The organism is Sinomonas gamaensis, from assembly GCF_005876955.1.
Lineage (GTDB): Bacteria > Actinomycetota > Actinomycetes > Actinomycetales > Micrococcaceae > Sinomonas > Sinomonas gamaensis.
In genome coordinates this window covers 126437-142104 of the sequence record NZ_SSCL01000012.1, presented here as the reverse complement: position 1 = coordinate 142104, position 15668 = coordinate 126437, and the positions used below count along the sequence as shown (strand labels likewise).

14 protein-coding genes and 1 tRNA gene are annotated in these 15668 nt (G+C 65.4%); 9 read left to right on the top strand and 6 right to left on the bottom strand.

Annotated elements, in window-relative coordinates:
* Nucleotides 1-227: 227 nt before the first annotated feature.
* Together E5679_RS15735 and E5679_RS15730 are read left to right on the top strand one after the other, a co-directional pair.
* Nucleotides 228-737, top strand: a complete 510-nt coding sequence (locus E5679_RS15735) for an SRPBCC domain-containing protein (protein ID WP_171042413.1) — start codon at nt 228-230, stop codon at nt 735-737.
* A gap of 28 nt (nt 738-765) precedes the next feature.
* Nucleotides 766-1398 carry a DUF2461 domain-containing protein gene (locus tag E5679_RS15730; protein WP_138417562.1) on the top strand — a complete coding sequence of 211 codons (633 nt, stop codon included), beginning with the start codon at nt 766-768 and terminating at the stop codon, nt 1396-1398.
* Here the strand turns inward: E5679_RS15730 and E5679_RS15725 are convergent.
* The 4 genes from E5679_RS15725 to E5679_RS15710 form a co-directional block, all read right to left on the bottom strand.
* The gene (locus E5679_RS15725) at nt 1379-2824 is read right to left on the bottom strand and encodes a DUF4032 domain-containing protein (protein ID WP_138417560.1); all 1446 of its coding nucleotides are present in this window, start codon (nt 2822-2824) and stop codon (nt 1379-1381) included. The two genes, E5679_RS15730 and E5679_RS15725, sit on opposite strands and share 20 nt — an antisense overlap.
* Before the next feature lie 72 nt (nt 2825-2896).
* Complete coding sequence (locus E5679_RS15720; RefSeq protein ID WP_138417557.1) at nt 2897-3976, bottom strand: ABC transporter ATP-binding protein; 1080 nt, start codon at nt 3974-3976, stop codon at nt 2897-2899.
* 199 nt (nt 3977-4175) lie between these two features.
* On the bottom strand, nt 4176-4976 hold the full coding sequence (gene otsB, locus E5679_RS15715) for a trehalose-phosphatase (RefSeq protein WP_138417554.1): 801 nt from the start codon (nt 4974-4976) through the stop codon (nt 4176-4178).
* Entirely contained in the window at nt 4969-6441 is a 1473-nt protein-coding gene (locus tag E5679_RS15710; protein WP_138417552.1) for an alpha,alpha-trehalose-phosphate synthase (UDP-forming), read from the bottom strand. The genes otsB and E5679_RS15710 overlap by 8 nt, the downstream gene beginning before the upstream one ends.
* Nucleotides 6442-6639: 198 nt before the next feature.
* On the opposite strand from E5679_RS15710, the gene E5679_RS15705 reads away from it, so the two are divergent.
* The 3 genes from E5679_RS15705 to E5679_RS15695 all read left to right on the top strand — a co-directional run bounded on the left by E5679_RS15705 (nt 6640) and on the right by E5679_RS15695 (nt 9361).
* Nucleotides 6640-7542, top strand: coding sequence for a DsbA family protein (locus tag E5679_RS15705; protein ID WP_138417550.1), 903 nt, complete (start codon nt 6640-6642; stop codon nt 7540-7542).
* A gap of 144 nt (nt 7543-7686) precedes the next feature.
* Nucleotides 7687-7763 (top strand) — tRNA-Thr (locus E5679_RS15700).
* Nucleotides 7764-8779: 1016 nt separating this feature from the next.
* Nucleotides 8780-9361: a tyrosine-type recombinase/integrase gene (locus tag E5679_RS15695; protein WP_138417548.1), complete on the top strand. Its 582-nt coding sequence runs from the start codon at nt 8780-8782 to the stop codon at nt 9359-9361.
* A gap of 171 nt (nt 9362-9532) precedes the next feature.
* Here E5679_RS15695 and E5679_RS15690 read toward each other — a convergent pair whose 3' ends face one another.
* Nucleotides 9533-10483, bottom strand: a complete 951-nt coding sequence (locus tag E5679_RS15690) for a LysR family transcriptional regulator (RefSeq protein ID WP_212746982.1) — start codon at nt 10481-10483, stop codon at nt 9533-9535.
* A gap of 141 nt (nt 10484-10624) precedes the next feature.
* Between E5679_RS15690 and E5679_RS15685 the strand changes: the two genes are divergently transcribed.
* The 3 genes from E5679_RS15685 to E5679_RS15675 all read left to right on the top strand — a co-directional run bounded on the left by E5679_RS15685 (nt 10625) and on the right by E5679_RS15675 (nt 13943).
* Nucleotides 10625-11791 carry a M24 family metallopeptidase gene (locus E5679_RS15685; protein ID WP_138417546.1) on the top strand — a complete coding sequence of 389 codons (1167 nt, stop codon included), beginning with the start codon at nt 10625-10627 and terminating at the stop codon, nt 11789-11791.
* Between the two features lie 139 nt (nt 11792-11930).
* The gene (locus E5679_RS15680; protein ID WP_212746981.1) at nt 11931-13274 is read left to right on the top strand and encodes an MFS transporter; all 1344 of its coding nucleotides are present in this window, start codon (nt 11931-11933) and stop codon (nt 13272-13274) included.
* Between the two features lie 459 nt (nt 13275-13733).
* Nucleotides 13734-13943, top strand: coding sequence for a hypothetical protein (locus E5679_RS15675; protein WP_138417542.1), 210 nt, complete (start codon nt 13734-13736; stop codon nt 13941-13943).
* Between the two features lie 146 nt (nt 13944-14089).
* On the opposite strand, the gene E5679_RS21080 is transcribed toward E5679_RS15675, so the two are convergent.
* Complete coding sequence (locus E5679_RS21080) at nt 14090-14362, bottom strand: hypothetical protein (protein WP_212746980.1); 273 nt, start codon at nt 14360-14362, stop codon at nt 14090-14092.
* Between the two features lie 297 nt (nt 14363-14659).
* Here E5679_RS21080 and E5679_RS15665 point away from each other — a divergent pair, with 297 nt between their 5' ends.
* The gene (locus tag E5679_RS15665) at nt 14660-15592 is read left to right on the top strand and encodes a hypothetical protein (RefSeq protein WP_138417541.1); all 933 of its coding nucleotides are present in this window, start codon (nt 14660-14662) and stop codon (nt 15590-15592) included.
* Nucleotides 15593-15668: the final 76 nt, after the last annotated feature.

Sequence of the window (15668 nt, the reverse complement as noted above, 5' to 3'; positions counted from 1 at the left end):
CGGAAGCTAAGCCCCACAGCGCCGATGGTACTGCACCCGCCAGGGTGTGGGAGAGTAGGACACCGCCGGAACACACCACACGGGTGGGCCCCACAACGCAGTGGGGCCCACCCCCATTTAACACACCAACCAAACCGCGCCGGCGGGCGTGAGTTGGCGTACCCGAAACGATGTGGGCGTCAGTTGGCGTACCCGAGACGGTAGGGGAGGGGAGTAGGATCGCCGGCGTGGATCCTCTGTTCTCGCACGCTTCCCGCCCGGCTGCTTCCCAGGAGGCCGTTGAGCCGCCGCCGTCTCGGCGATACAGACTGCGGGTGCCTGCCCCGCAGAAGAGCGCTTATAGCGCCTTCGTCGGCGACATTCACTTATGGTGGCCCGTCCCCAACTACACCGGCTTCGGGGACGGAACCCACGTCTACGTCGAAGACGGAGTGATCGGCGAGGAATCAGAGTCTGGGGAAATCCAAGTCTGGGGACAAGTCGTCGCGGAAGATGCGCCGTCGTTCATTGAATTCTCATGGACGCTCGCATGGCGGGCAGACACGCCCACCCGCGTCCGGGTGGAATTTGCGCCCGAGGGGGAGGAGTCCACCGTCGTGACGTTCACTCACAATGGCTGGGCAAGCGGCAGCGAAGGGCAGGCGCAGTACGAAAAGTACTCGGAATGGCCGATCATCTTGGGACGGTATGCGGCGTTCTTCGGCGGGTCGGCGGACGCCGTCGAGACCCTTGCCTGACTTGGGAGGAGACGGCGAAGATGCTCGCATGAGTGCATTCGAGGGATTTCCTTCTGAGAGCCTGGCCTTCTACGCCGAACTCGAGGAGAACAACACGCGGGAGTGGTGGCTCGACCACAAGGACGTCTACGAGCGCGCCATCCGCGGCCCGATGCTGGCTCTGCTCGACGAGCTCTCGGGCGAATTCGGTGAAGGGAAGGCCTTCCGGCCGAACCGCGACATCCGCTTCAGCAAAGACAAGTCGCCCTACAAGACGGCCCAAGGCGGATATGCCGCGACGTCGGAAGGGACCGGCTACTACCTGCACCTCGATGCGACGGGGATCGCTGTCGGCGGAGGATGCCACATGGCAACCCCTCCGAAGACCGCTCGTCTGCGGTCGGCGATCGATGCCCCAGCCTCAGGGGAGGAACTGGAGCGGATCGTCGAGGCGCTACGGGGCGCCGGCTACTCGATCGAGGGCGAACGGACGCAGCGCGTCCCCAGGGAGTTCGAGGCGGACCATCCCCGCGCTGAGCTCCTCAAACACAAGTCGCTGACGGCGGGCAAGGTGCTAGGAGCGCCCGAATGGCTCGATACGCCCGAGGCCCTGGATCGGATTCGGGCCCACTGGACCGAGCTCCGACCGCTCGTTGAGTGGCTCAACGAGCACGTGGGGTAGCCTCGGGGCCCGCCAGTTGGTCATCGTCGGCCGCTTCGTCATCGTTGGCGAGCTCGTCGTCGAAGTCGTCGTCCTCGCGTGCGGCGTCAGCCTCGATGAGCTTGAGCGTCTGGGTGTCCGGGTTGAGCATGATCGCCGCTTCGTCGCGCCGGTGCCGCAGCACGGTGTCGATGTACGACTGCAGCGTTTCGGCGAGCGGAACGTGACGGTCAAGCTTCTCCGACATGTACCACCGGTGCTCGAGGACTTGATGCACCACCTCGGCCGGTTCGAGCTTTCCGGACAGTTCTCGCGGGATGGCGCGGACGATCGGTTCGAAGACCTGGCTCACCCACGCGTGGGCGGCGATCTCCTCGTCCTGATCGGGGAAGTTGTCCGCCCGGAACGAGTCCATATCGTTGAGCAGCCGCCGGGCCTGGTTCTCCTGCGCATCCAAACCCGTAAGGCGGAGAAGACGCCTCTGGTGATGGCCGGCGTCGACCACCTTGGGCTGGAGCTGGATGGTTGAGCCGTCGGGGGTGGTCTTGATCGCGTATTCCTCGACGTCGAACCCGAGCTCGTTCAGTCGCCGGATGCGGGCACTCACGCGCCACCGCTCTCCGAGTTCGAAGGATTCCTTCTCGGTGAGCTCAGCCCAGAGGTTCCGGTAGGAGTCCATGATGCGCTCACTGGTGGCCACCGGGTCCACTTCGGCGTCGATGAGCCCACCGTCGAGGAGGTCCATAAGTTCGCCGGCAATGTTCACGCGGGCGATCTCAAGGTCATACTCGCGCTGGCCCGTGGACAGGTCCGGGTACAGCTCTCCGGTCTCGGCATCGACGAGGTAGGCGGCGAACGCGCCGGCGTCACGGCGGAACAGCGTGTTGGACAGCGAGACGTCGCCCCAGTAGAAGCCGATGAGGTGCAGGCGCACGAGCAGGAGGGCCTGAGCGTCGATGAGGCGCGTGAGGGTGTCCTTGCGCAGCATCTGCGAGAACAGGGCGCGGTACGGCAGTGAGAACTTGAGGTGCCGCGTCACGAGGACGGGGTCGAGCGGCTTGCCGTCCGGCGTCTGCCGGTCCCGGATGACGGCAACCGGCTCCACGCAGGGGACATCGAGCCGCTGGAGGCGGCGCAGCATGTGGTACTCGTGACGGGCAATATGCTCGCCCGTCTCCTTGACGGCGATGACCGAACCGCCGAGCTTCGCGAAGCGCACGATGTGGCGCGAAATGCCGCGCGGGAGGGCAGCGAGGTACTCCTCCGGCCACTGCTCAAGTGCGATGTGCCAGGGGAGGTCCAAGAGCTCCGGGTCAGCGGCCGCCGCCGTGATGCTCAGCGACCCCATGACATTCTGCGGTGGGGGCTCCGGAAGCGGTTCTTTGCGGGGAAGCTTGCCCAGCATCTCGTAGTCGGTCGGCTCGTCCTGCCATTTGGCGCCGTTCATCGAAGCTCATTCCCGTAGAAACGGCTGTGCCCGCCGGAGTTCCGGCGGGCACAGCCTTGTGTCCCGATCAGATTAGCCGAGGCGCGCGCCGGACTTCGTGTCGAAGAGGTGCACGTGACCCTGCTGCGGGCGGACCCAGACGGTGTCGCCCTTCATCGGAGGACGGCGACCATCGGTGCGGGCCACGATGTCGTGGCTCTGGCCGTTCAGGTTGGTGTGGCCGTAGATGTAGGCGTCAGCACCGAGCTCCTCGACGACGTCAACCTCAACGGCGAGGCCCTCGCCCTGCGGGGCCGACTCGAGGTCCTCGGGACGGACACCGAGCGTCACGGTGTTGCCAGAGGCCTCGGCGAGGACGTCGCGGGCCACCGGGTAGACGGTGCCACCGAACTGCACGCCGTTGTCCACCTCGGGAAGCTCAAGGAGGTTCATGGCGGGCGAGCCGATGAAGCCGGCGACGAAGACGTTCTGCGGCTTGTCGTAGAGGTTGCGCGGGGTGTCGACCTGCTGGAGGAGACCGTCCTTGAGGACCGCGACGCGGTCACCCATGGTCATGGCCTCGACCTGGTCGTGCGTCACGTAGACGGTCGTAACGCCGAGGCGGCGGGTCAGCGACGCGATCTGCGTGCGGGTCTGGACGCGGAGCTTGGCGTCGAGGTTCGAGAGCGGCTCGTCCATGAGGAAGACCTGCGGGTTGCGGACGATGGCGCGGCCCATCGCGACGCGCTGACGCTGACCACCGGAGAGGGCCTTCGGCTTGCGGTCGAGGTACTGCTCGAGGTCCAGCAGCTTGGCGGCCTCGCGAACGCGCTGCGCCCGCTCCTCCTTGGAGACGCCGGCGATCTTGAGGGCGAAGCCCATGTTGTCCGCAACCGTCATGTGCGGGTACAGGGCGTAGTTCTGGAAGACCATGGCGATGTCGCGGTCCTTCGGCGGGACGTCCGTGACGTCGCGGTCGCCGATGAGGATGCGGCCGGAGTTGACGTCCTCCAAGCCGGCCAGCATGCGCAGGGAGGTGGACTTTCCACAGCCGGAGGGGCCGACCAGAACGAGGAACTCACCGTCCGCGATCTGGATGTTGAGCTTGTCCACCGCGGGCTTGTCGGTGCCCGGGTACAGGCGCGTAGCGTTGTCGAACGTCACTGTTGCCACAGTAATCGTGTCCCTTCACCGGCAGGTACGTGCCGGACGATCCGTAGTGAATGGTTCATGTTGTTCAGTTGTGTGCCGTGCTGTCGGCTGCCCAAGCTGGCACCGCCGATTCTGACACAGTGGGAGCCGAACCGGTGTGGGCCGGCTCACCTCAAGAAGTATGGCATAGGTCACACGGTGTTCCAAAATGTGGCATAAATTACGTGGACATTTTTGACGTGAGATGCGCGCGGCGGAGGCGGGCGAGCAGCGTCATCGAGTCGGCGATGTCCTCGGGGGCTCCCACCCGGTGACCCGCAGCAGTGTCGCCGTCGCCCACTTTGATGCCGACGTCGTCGTTCTTCAAAGCGAGGAAGCCATCCTCGTCGGTGACGTCGTCGCCCGCGAAGAGGATCGCGTCGGCTTCGGTGACCTGCCGCAGGAACGCGAGGCCCTCGCCCTTGGTGGCGTGCACCACCGAGCCCTCGAGGACCTGCTTGCCGTCCTTGAGGAAGACATCGGTGCGCGCCGCGAGCTTGTCGCGAGCGGCGACGACGGCGGCCGCGCCCACCTCGGTATCGGCCTGGCGCGTATGCAGAACCCGGCCCGCGGGCTTCTCCTCGACCCAGGTTCCCGGGGCCTCCGAGGAAACCTCCATGAACGTCGCGTGAAGCGCCTCGAGCGCGCGGCGCTGGTCGGGGTCGAGCGCGAGGGGGCGCTCTTCGCCGTCGAGCCTCACCTCGGCGCCGTGGCTGCCGATCAGGAGCGTCCTGCGATCCGGCGACGCCACCTCGACAAGGCTCTCCAGCGAACGTCCCGAGACGAAAGCCGTCCAAGTCCGCGGGAGGCCCGCGAGTTCGGCGACGGCGGCCGCCGTCTCGGGCAGCGGTCGCGCCTGCTCGGCGCGTTCGGCGATGGGGGAGACGACGCCGTCGAAATCCAGCGCCACCAGAAGGCGGTCGACGGCGGCGAGCCGCTCGAGCGCGCTGCGGAGACTCTCGGGGATGCCGCTCTTAGCCATGGGTCACCTCTGCGAGCCGGTTGAGGAAGGCGGCAGACCATTCCTCGACGTTGTGGACGATGATCTGGCGGCGCATCGCCTTCATGCGGCGGCTTGCGGCGCCAGCGGGCATGTTCGCGGCCGCTACCATCGCCTCCTTGAGGCCCGCTATATCGTGCGGATTGATGAGGAGGGCCTGCTTGAGCTGGTCGGCCGCCCCTGCGAATTCGCTCAGGACGAGGACGCCCGTCCCATCGCAGCGCGCCGCGACGTATTCCTTGGCCACGAGATTCATGCCGTCACGGAGGGCCGTGACGAGCATGACGTCCGCGGCGAGGTAGAGCGCCACCATCTCTTCCACCGGATAGTTGTGGTGCAGATAGCGGACCGCGGTGTGCTGGAGGGTGTCGAACGCGCCGTTGATGCGGCCCACTGTCCCCTCGACTTCCTCCCGGAGCAGGCGGTACTGCTCGACGCGCTCGCGGCTCGGGCTCGCTACCTGGACGAGCGTGACCTCGCCGACCTTCACGCGCTCGTCCACGAGGAGCTCTTCGAAGGCCTTGAGCCGGTGGCGGATGCCCTTCGTGTAGTCGAGGCGATCCACGCCGAGCATGATCGTCTTCGGGTCGCCGAGGTCGTGGCGGATCTGCCGGGCCCGCTCTTGAATGTCCGGGCGCTGGGCGAGATTGGAGATCCGGTCCGTGTCGATCGAGATGGGGAACGCCTCAGCTCGCACCGAGCGCTCGCCCTTGCCCACGAGCAGATGCGTGCCCTTGCCGGCCGCGCCGCCGTAGCGGCGGGCGCACCGGCCGAAGTTCACCGCGTCGTTTGGGCGCTGGAAGCCCACGAGATCCGCGCCCAGCAAGCCCTCCAGGACCTGACGGCGCCACGGAAGCTGCGAGAAGATCTCCGGAGGCGGGAACGGGATGTGGTTGAAGAACCCGATCCGGAGGTCCGGGCGCCTGGCGCGCAGGATCGCCGGGACGAGCTGGAGCTGATAGTCCTGCACCCACACGGTCGCCTTGTCGGCCGCCCTGGCGAGCACCGCGAGGGCGAAGCGTTCGTTGATCCGCCGGTACGCGTCCCACCAAGTGCGGTGGAACTCCGGGGGAGCGATGACGTCGTGGTAAAGGGGCCACAGGGTCGAGTTGGAGAAGCCCTCGTAGTACAGCTCTACTTCGCCGGCCGAGAGGGCCACCGGGATGAGGGCCATGCCGTCATGCTCAAAGGGCTCGACCTCTTCGTCGGGAGAGCCCACCCAGCCGATCCACGCGCCGTCGGACTTCTCCATGATCGGGGCGAGCGCCGTCACCAAGCCGCCGGGCGATCTCTTCCATCCGTCCTCCGAGCCGTCCCCGGCCCTGTCGACCGGGAGGCGGTTGGCGACCACCAGGAAGTCATAGGATCCCGTCGCACTGCCCTCTTTTGCCGTTGTGTCTGGTGCTGTCCGTTCAGTGTCCTGAGCCACTCTCGCGCTACCTCGCATTCGCTGGAATCTCCTCACAACCCTACCCGCGGCCCTTGCGATAGCGGTCACAGGCGGGTAAAGGAACCTGCACCGCCGCCCGGACGTTGCGCGAAATGGAGACCTTTGACGGGGGAGTGGAAGCCTGCTGGCATACACTGTCCCCGTCTCCGCGATCGGCGTGCAGTCCCGCGCGCCGCGAAACTGACACGAGGAACGATGAGCCCCTCCAACCAACCACGCCCCACCAGGGCTGAGCGCACCGCCGCAGCCCGCGAGAAGGCCCGCCAGATCCGAGAGGCGCAGCTGAAGAAGGAGAAGCGCAACAAGCTCCTCCTCCGCTGGGGCGTCGTTGTGGCGCTCGTCGCCGTGATCGCGATTGTGGCGCTCGTCATCACGACGACCATGCGGCAGAACGCGCCGATCGCCGACAGCGGGCCCAGCCCCGCCAACATGAACGCCAACGGCGGCATTACATTGGGCAAGGGCACGGCGGTCACCGCCGCGCCCGCCGCGAACGTCAACCTGACGAGCGTGCCCACCCCGACGGCGCAACCAACGGCAAGCCAGGCCGCCAACGCGCCGGGCGTCGAGGCCGCGCCCAAGGGCCAGCCCGCGAAGGTCGTGGTGTACGTCGACTTCATCTGCCCGGTCTGCGGCGACTTCGAGAAGACCAACGGGGACACCCTGACCCAGCTGCGCAACGATGGGAAGATCACGCTCGAATACAGGCCGATCGGCTTCCTCGACTCGCGCTCGACCACCAACTACTCGTCCCGGGCGGCCGCCGCGGCCGCGTGCGTCGCGAACGCCTACCCCGACAAGTACGCCGACTTCTTCAATGACCTCTACACCCAGCAGCCCGCCGAGGGTTCCGCCGGCCTCTCAGACCAGCAGCTCAAGGACATCGCCTCCAAACGAGGGGCAGACATCTCCAAATGCGTGGACGACAAGACCTATAGGCCCTTCGTCAAATACACGACCGCGCTCGCTGCTGCGAGCGGTGTAACCGGCACCCCGACCGCGTTCGTCGACGGCAAGCAGTGGGGCATCGGTGATTCCGCCAAGCAGTCCTTCCAGGACTTCCTGAAGGCGGACCTCGACGCGCGAGCGAAGGCGTAGCCTTCCCGCGCAGCAACGGACGACGGCGGCCCGGTCCCCTTGGCGGGGCCGGGCCGCTTGGCGTTGCTGTTGGCTTCTTCGGTTTCTGGGGCGTGGGTCGGAGGCGCTACGCTTGTCTGGTGCGCCTGCAGCGTCTGGCGACACGCCTCCTTAGCTCAGTTGGCCAGAGCATCTGTCTTGTAAACAGAGGGTCGCCGGTTCGAATCCGGCAGGGGGCTCCACAACCCGTCTCTGACCTGCGGAAACGCAGATCCGAGAGGGGTTTTTCATGTCTCGGCGGCGCAGGCACCTGATTTATGGCCTGACTTTGAACGGTGGACAGCAGGCGAAGGCGCCGTCAGCGGGGAGAGGCCGGGGGCTTCTCCGCACACATGGTCCTCATGACGAAGAGTGCGAACGTCGGCGGCATCCGACGTGAAGACCTGCCCGAAGTCCTCCTGACCCGAGCGGAGGCGGCCGAATGCCTCGGGCTCTCGGTAAAGAAGCTGGCCAACCTCGCCTGCCTGGGCCGGGTCCGGTCTGTCAGCGCGTCCCATGTGGGAGCGTGCGCTGCGAGTGGACAGCGCTCAAGGAGTGGGCCCTGGTGAATCGAACGTGGCAGCCTGATGGCGCGCCCCCGGCTTCAACCCGACGAGGTCGGCGAAATCAGGGTCGACCCGAAGAAAAACTCTCACGGAAGCTACAGGGCCCGCGCCTACTACGGCACGCCCGAGGGTCGGAAGGAGACGTCGGCCTACGGGAAGACGAAGGGAGAAGCCCGCGCCGAGCTCGATGTACGGCTGGCCAAGCTGCTCGGGGAACCCGAGCCACAAAAGCCGCCGACAGTCGGAGAGGTCGTGTGGGACTGGTGGGAGCAGAAGCCGCCTAAGGAAGTCGACGCCGTCGAGGGGATCCTGGAACAGACCGAGAGCGACTACTGCGAGGTCATCCGTCGGGATCATTCCCGCTCTGGGCGACCTGTCGATCGACAAGCCGACGGCCGGGCGGCTTCAGGACGAGCTCTACCGAATGGTCTCGGCCGGAACGAGGTACACCGAGGCCGAGCACGTGCTGACCATCATGTCCCAAGCGCTTCAGCGCGCCGTGACCAATGACCTCGTCCGCCAGAATGTAGCCAGAGACTGCAAGGCACCCCGGAAGAAGAAGACTACGCCGAGATCACTTCGAACCGACGAGCTCCTCGCGGTGCGCCAAGCAGCAGTTCGGTAGCTCCAAGTTCGGTCCGCCGTCCGAGTACCTGGCGGACGTCATCGAGTGCCAACTGGGCCTCGGGTTAAGGATCGGGGAAGCTCTCGCCCTGAAATTCGAGGACGTGGACTGGGAGTCCAATCAAGTCCGGATTCATGCAACCCTCATCGAGAGACGGGCGAGGACCCTCAAGGACGGCACAAAGATTCCGGGCTGGTTCGGCTACCAGCCGTTCACCAAGTCGGGGGAGGGGAAGGAACGAACCGTCGAGGCTCCGCGATTCCTGATGGACGTTCTCTCGCGGCGTATGGCATCTTCCCCAACGCTGAATCCGAATGACTCGGTATTCCTCACTCGAAACGGGACATGGGTGCGCCCGAATACGATCCGCAATCACCTCAGGGCAGCAATCGACCAAGCGGCCCTCGACGTCGACCTCGAGTGGTTCACGCCCCACAAGCTGCGATCCACGGCGCTCACTGCGATCGCACGCGCCGTCGACCTGGACGCCGCCGCCGAGCTGGCTGGCCACGGTGACCCCGCCATCACGAGGCAGTACTACGGCCCGGACGAACCAGCAGAGCCAATCCTGCGCGGCGCGATCCTGGAGCAGTTGGCGCCGGGAGCTTGAACTGCCCTGTCCATTCCGGACGGCGAGCTGATTCCCGCCGTCCGGACCAGCGCCCCGGGCATGGAGAGCCCAAAGAACCCGAGAAGGGAGCTGATTTACAGTGACTTGGCCGTCATCACGGGTTGTCGTCGTTCGGGCCTTCTCCCTTGTTGAACGACACGAGTAGCCCATTCACGGCAGTTTCCCCTCCTCCATCGCCAGAGCGTCCCTGAGTGCTCCGAGCATCGCCTGTGCGCTGGGGGACAGTGACCGGTTACGCGGGGTGATGATGCCGGCATCACCGAGCGCAATGCTGAAGTCGATCGGCAGGATGGTGAGATCGCCGGAGGCGCAATAGGGCTGAACGACGTCGCGGGGAAGGGCAGCGAGCATGTTGCTCATCTGCAGCAAGCTGGCGCTGACTTGCAGGGAGTCGGTCTCGACGACATACGGCGGGAAAGTGAGGCCTTGCTCGACGAAGAACAACTCCAGGTGCTCGCGCAGAACGTTTCCCGATGGCGGCAGCACCCACGTCTGATCCTCCAGATCGCGCCAGCCCAGGGAGGGCTTGTCCACCAGCGGATGCCCTGTGCGGGCGAGGATAGCGTGCGGGCTCTCACCTACTGACTCAAAGTTGAGGTCAGGGAGGTCCCTGATGTTGTGCGCTCTCGCGACGACTACGTCTAGTGTCCCCTCTTGGAGTCTCTGGATCAGTGCTTCACTGAAGCCGAGTTGGATGCTCACGAGGACGCGCGGGGAGCGTTCCTTGAGCAGAGCCACCGCAGCCGGCACAAGGCTGGTGGCGGAGGTTACGACCGTTCCAACAGCCACGTGGCCGCTTAGACCGTGTTTGAAAGATTCGATCTGGTCGTAGGCGTGTGAAAGCTCCGTGAGGGCGTTTCGCGCATAGCGGGCCATGATTTCACCGTACGGCGTCGGCTCAACCCCCCGGGCATGCCGGGTGAAGAGCTGAACACCGAGAGAATCCTCGACCTGCCGCAGCATCTTCGTCGCCGCCGGCTGGGAGACATAGGCGGCACGGGCTGCTCCGAACACGGACCGTTGGTCATACAGGTAAACGAGAAGCAGCAGCTGTTGGGTCTTTAGCCGAGTGAGGACACGCGAGTCCCAGGAGACCGGCACGGGAACCTTCCAATCTGGTGAAGATATTACCAATGGCTATAGCTGATGCCCATCTTTTCATTAGACGGGAATGTCTGGCCACTCCTATCGTCGACGTAGGCGATTCAGAACGCCCGCGTACTTGGTCGAAGGAGACACATCATGAACATCAGCGCACCAGTCACGACCGATGAGGGCATCGGTGTCGAAGAGTTCCTGCAGCGGATCGAAACCACTCGGCGGGCGGTGGAGCAACGGGGACTCACCGGCCTTGTAGCCTTCGGCGACTGCTGGAGGTCGGCCAATATCAGTTACTTCACCGACTTCCGACCCTTGGACGGGGTTTCAGACGTAGCGAATGCTGTGCTGCTTCTCCCGGTCGACCGGGAACCGGTGCTCTTCGTCTCGGATCAGTGCTTGGCCTACGCCGCGAGTGTCACCGCGTTCGAGGTGCGAGGCTTGAGCGCGCTCGGGACGGGAATGCGGGATTTCGCTCGACGCCACAGCATGGGCCCCGTAGGGCTCGCCGGGGAGGCTTACATCCCGGCGAGCGTCCTGAGCAGGATCCGCGACGGACTGGATGAGGCGGTCCTTCAACCGACGTCTGTTCTCGCGGAGATCAAAGCGATCAAGAGCGAAGCAGAAGTCCGGCTCATGCGCAAAGCGGCCAGTCTGACGGACGCGGCGATGGGGGCGATCCGGGACAGCTTGGCGGACGGTGAACCCCACACCGAGAGGGAGCTTGCCTTGCTGGCCGACCGGGCGATGCTCGCCGGAGGCGCCGATAGGACCGCTTTCGACTCCATGGTCCAGGCAGGACCGCGCTCAGCCTACAACTTGGCCCGTCCCACCGACCGTCTGGTGCGGCCCGGAGACCTTGTCATGACGGACATCGGCGCCCGGTACCGGGGGTACGTCGCCGACGGCGGAAGAGGCTTCACCTACGGCGACGTGACAGAGGACAAGGTTGCGATCGTCAGAGCCGCGGCCCAGGCGGTCGAAGCCGGCCTGGCGTTCGCGCGGCCCGGAATAGCGGCAAACGAACTCAATGCGGTGATCCAAGAGGCTCTCGTTGAATCGGGGTACCAGCGCTACTCCAGCGAAGCACGTGGCCACGGCACAGGCCACGGAACCGGCATGGACCCGGAAGAAGAGGCGCCGTGGATCGGCCCTACCAACCGGACAATCCTCAAGGAAGGCATGGTGTTCACTCTCAAGGCCACGATCACCGTCCCCAATGTGGGGGGTCTGCGGACCGAGCGGATTGTGCATCTGACCCCGGCAGGGGTCGAAACCCTTGACCGCTTCCCCATGGAACTGCACTGGTAAAGACTTGCCGGCGCGGGCCAGCCGGGGCGCGCCATAGATCGGCCCACTCAACGACTCAGACAATCCAAGGAAAAAAATGTCCGCTTCAACAGCACCCATGATGGACAGGTCGATGCTGACCCGCGTCCTCGTGTCATCGGTGACCGGGACCGCGATCGAATGGTACGACTTCTTCCTGTACTCGACAGCCGCTGCCCTTGTATTTCCCCACCTGTTCTTTCCCTCCTTCGACCCGATCACCGGAACCCTCGCCTCCTTCGCCACCTTCGCCATCGGTTACGTCGCCAGGCCTTTCGGAGCGGTCTTCTTCGGGCATTTCGGGGACAAGATCGGGCGCAAGACAACCCTTGTTACCACCCTGATGATCATGGGCATCTCCACCTTCCTCATCGGCGTCATGCCCCCGTACAGCCTGATCGGCGTCTGGGCGCCCGTGTTGATCGTGCTTCTCCGCCTCTGCCAGGGCGTCGGCGTCGGCGGCGAATGGGGAGGCGCCGTCGTGATGGTCGTGGAATCAGCACCACGGGCGAAGCGTGGTTACTACGGCTCCTTCCCCCAGCTGGGAGTCCCGCTCGGGCTTCTCGCCTCCACCGCCGTTTTCGCCCTCGTCTCGGCCTTGCCGAACGACAGTTTCCTCTCCTGGGGCTGGAGGATCCCGTTCCTGGTGAGCGCCGCGCTCGTCGGTGTCGGTATGTTCATCAGGCTCCGCGTCCAGGAATCCCCGGTCTTCCAGGAGATCAAGCAGGGAAAGAAGGTCGTAAAGGCGCCGCTGATCGAGCTGTTCAAACGACATCCCAAAGACCTGGTGCTGACGCTCGGCACGCGCTTCGCCACGGACATCACGTTCAACATCATCAATGTCTTCGCCTTGGTCTACGCGACCAATCAGCTCGGACTGCCACGCAGCCTCCTCCTGAACGCGATCATCATCGGTTCTGCTGTCGAGCTCGTCACCCTTCCGCTGTTCGGTAAGCTCTCCGACCGCATCGGCCGCAGAGCCGTCTACCTGATCGGCGCAGTGTTCGTCGCCGTGTACGGCTTCGCCATTTTCCCCCTTCTCGATACCCGCAATGAGTTCCTGATCATCCTCATGTACGTGATCGGCATCGCCGTCAGCCAGGCTTCGGTATACGGCGTGCAATCGACCTGGTTTGCCGAACTGTTCGGCACCCGAGTGCGGTACACCGGCGCGTCGCTGCCGTACCAGATCGCCGGAATCATTACCTCCGGTCCGGCGCCGCTGCTGGCCACGTACCTGTTTGCGACATACAACAACACTGTGCCTATTGCGCTCTACATCGCGCTGACAGCCTTGATCAGCCTGGCCTGCGCCTACTACCTCAGGGAAACGTTCAAACGCGGGCTCAAGGAGTCGCGCCGTGAAAACGAAGATGGAGACACGATCATCCCTCCCGGCCCCGTGAACAGTCCATCTCCCGTGGTGGGAGGTGAAGGCGGGGCCGGGACGAAGGAGGAGTTCTGACCGAGGGCGACACGCCGCGGGGAGGGGAGCCGGAAGGTTCTCCTCCCCCTGGCGTCTCCGCCGAGATGAACAAGCGGCTTGGTGAGGCCACCGACTCGTTCAACACGGTCTAGCCCGGGATTAGCGGGCACGGCCTCCGGCGCAAGGGCGCCCAGCGCACCCGAGAGCGAATCACGGGCGAGCCTCCGGTCGAGCCAGTGCGCCTCCAAGTACGCCTCCCTCGAGACCCTGCCTGCCAAAGACTGACAGGCAGCGCTTTATGAACGGGATCCTTGGCGGCTGGCATTGGCGAGACCAGCCCGAGCCGTGCTCGAGCAGGTGCTCCTGCCCGAGCGGCACGAGTCCGGGCCGCTGTCCCCGAGGGGTTCATCGTGCACGGCTACGTGCCCAGCTACGAGATCTGGAACGTCTTCGTCCGGGTCAACATCGCCTTCGTCGACTTACAGAAGCGGGCAGTCCATGACCGGCCCGCCCTGCAGCTCGGCGATGGGTCCCTCGCGCGGCTGGTGCAGGGGAGTGGCGGCGGGGGGAGAGCGCTTCGGCAGCTGGTCGACGGCCTTCGTCCGGCCCGCCCCTGGTACTGTGACGCTCGGGCTCGGCGGGGGCCACCTCGGCAAGCCCGAGAAGGGCGTGCTCTTCACCCCGATCATGGAGCTCGCCATCCCGTAAACGGGACTCTGCTGGAGCGGTAAAGGCCAGTCCGTTCCTGGGCGCCTTCCGGGGCGATCGGTGGGAACGACTGGAGGGGCAGCTGACGTGCCCCGGCCGGCGTCCGGTGGGGGCGGCGCCTGGGCCACAAAGGCGGCCGACCTCCGTCAGATCTCCTCTGCCTCGCCGGTGGCGGGAGGGTACTCGTCCTCGTCGTCACCTGGTAGGGACTCGCCCTGCTCGAGCAGATCGGCTTCGGCGGCTTCGAAGCCCCCACCGCCCGCCACACCTCCGGCACCCTCGTGGAGGGCCCTCTGCTGTTCGAGGTAGTCCGCGTCCGGGGCCTCCAGTGGGGGGCTGCCGGGATGGTCGGCCTGTCCCTCCGGCCACACGGGGGCGCGCTGTTCCTGGCCGTCGGCTTCGGGCACCTCATCGCTCACGTTTTCCTCCTGCTGGTCGACCCTGTGCTTCGCCCCCAGCTTCCATCTCACCGGGGACCGGATCAACCCCGGCATGTGAACGGGCTCTGTCGCTGCGGTCTGCCTCGCGGAAGGGGCTGGCGCGCCTCCCGCCCGGACTCCTGGAGACGGAGTACGAGCTCGTCGCACGGGCTGCTATCCGCTCGGCCCGAGTGGATGCCCTGTTCGACAGTAGGGAGTGATCTAGCTGCAGGGGCGCAACGCGGATAGGCTGCCGCCATTCGAGCCGCGCCGGCTCGTGGGGAACAGGGGGACTTCATGAGCAGATGGATTGTGAGCACTGACCTGATCGACCTTCTTGCCACCGCGGCACGTCGGATCCGCAACGGGAGGATGCACGACGGCTTCTTCGACTTCGACGACGAGACCCCGACCTCGGCTGTCGCGACGGCACTCTTCGAGCTCAACTACACCGTGGTCGATGAGAACTATGGCGAGGAGACCGAGCGGCCGGAGTACACGTTCCAACCGGTGGCTGAAATCCTCGAGGGTCCTCTGAAGCCACGCCATCTCGTGCAGATCTACCAGGCCGCCAACAGCTACATGTACCAGACAGGCGGGGATGCGCCCCAATGGGCCTACAGCCTGCCGTGGGCGACGGTGAACGCCATCCGCTTCTGGGCCGAGAAGCTGCTCCACGAGCTGGGCTGGCCGATCGTCAAGCAGCAGAACACCAACACATACGACTGGGCAGGGATCGAAGGCACCGAGTGGGTGTGGACCCGCGAGCACGGCTTCCCGGAGCTGGAGGTCAAGCCGGGACGCCTCGACGACGACCAGCTCAGGGAAACGATCAAGAGCTTCGAGATCTTTTTTGAGCAGACGCTCGAACAGATGCCCGCGACCCTCGTGAAGTCGAGGGTTTCCCTGCTGGCCCGGCTGCTGCTCCCCGAGCACCCCGATGCCGCCTATCTGATCCTCGAGCCGGAGGGAGGACGGTTCGCCCGCGGCACGGTATTCCGCGACGACGGCGAACGGCTGGCAGAGGTCCAGGCGGTCCGGCTGTCGCAAGAGGCGCAAGAGCACGAGGCCTCCACCCAGCTGAGCCTCGTCGACCCCGACCAGGCCGCGTCGTTGACGGAGTTCGAGCGGCAGGGCGCCGTGGAAGGGCCGGAAGGCTCGTACGCCATCGATCTGGCGGTTGCGGCAGCCTGGTCGCCAGCGTCGAGGCGGCCTCGCCCCTCCGAATAAGCTGCTTCGCGGGTCAGGAGACGGGTTTCATGACCAACGCAGCCCGGGTACCCCTCAAAGAGGGGGAGCATGATAG

Excerpts from the sequence above, each read along its gene's own strand:
- E5679_RS15730 (WP_138417562.1), top strand. The coding sequence starts at position 766 with ATGAGTGCATTCGAGGGATTTCCTTCTGAGAGCCTGGCCTTCTACGCC.
- E5679_RS15725 (WP_138417560.1), bottom strand. The coding sequence starts at position 2,824 with ATGAACGGCGCCAAATGGCAGGACGAGCCGACCGACTACGAGATGCTG.
- otsB (WP_138417554.1), bottom strand. The coding sequence starts at position 4,976 with ATGGCTAAGAGCGGCATCCCCGAGAGTCTCCGCAGCGCGCTCGAGCGG.
- E5679_RS15710 (WP_138417552.1), bottom strand. The coding sequence starts at position 6,441 with ATGCGAGGTAGCGCGAGAGTGGCTCAGGACACTGAACGGACAGCACCA.
- E5679_RS15705 (WP_138417550.1), top strand. The coding sequence starts at position 6,640 with ATGAGCCCCTCCAACCAACCACGCCCCACCAGGGCTGAGCGCACCGCC.
- E5679_RS15685 (WP_138417546.1), top strand. The coding sequence starts at position 10,625 with ATGAACATCAGCGCACCAGTCACGACCGATGAGGGCATCGGTGTCGAA.
- E5679_RS15675 (WP_138417542.1), top strand. The coding sequence starts at position 13,734 with ATGACCGGCCCGCCCTGCAGCTCGGCGATGGGTCCCTCGCGCGGCTGG.
- E5679_RS15665 (WP_138417541.1), top strand. The coding sequence starts at position 14,660 with ATGAGCAGATGGATTGTGAGCACTGACCTGATCGACCTTCTTGCCACC.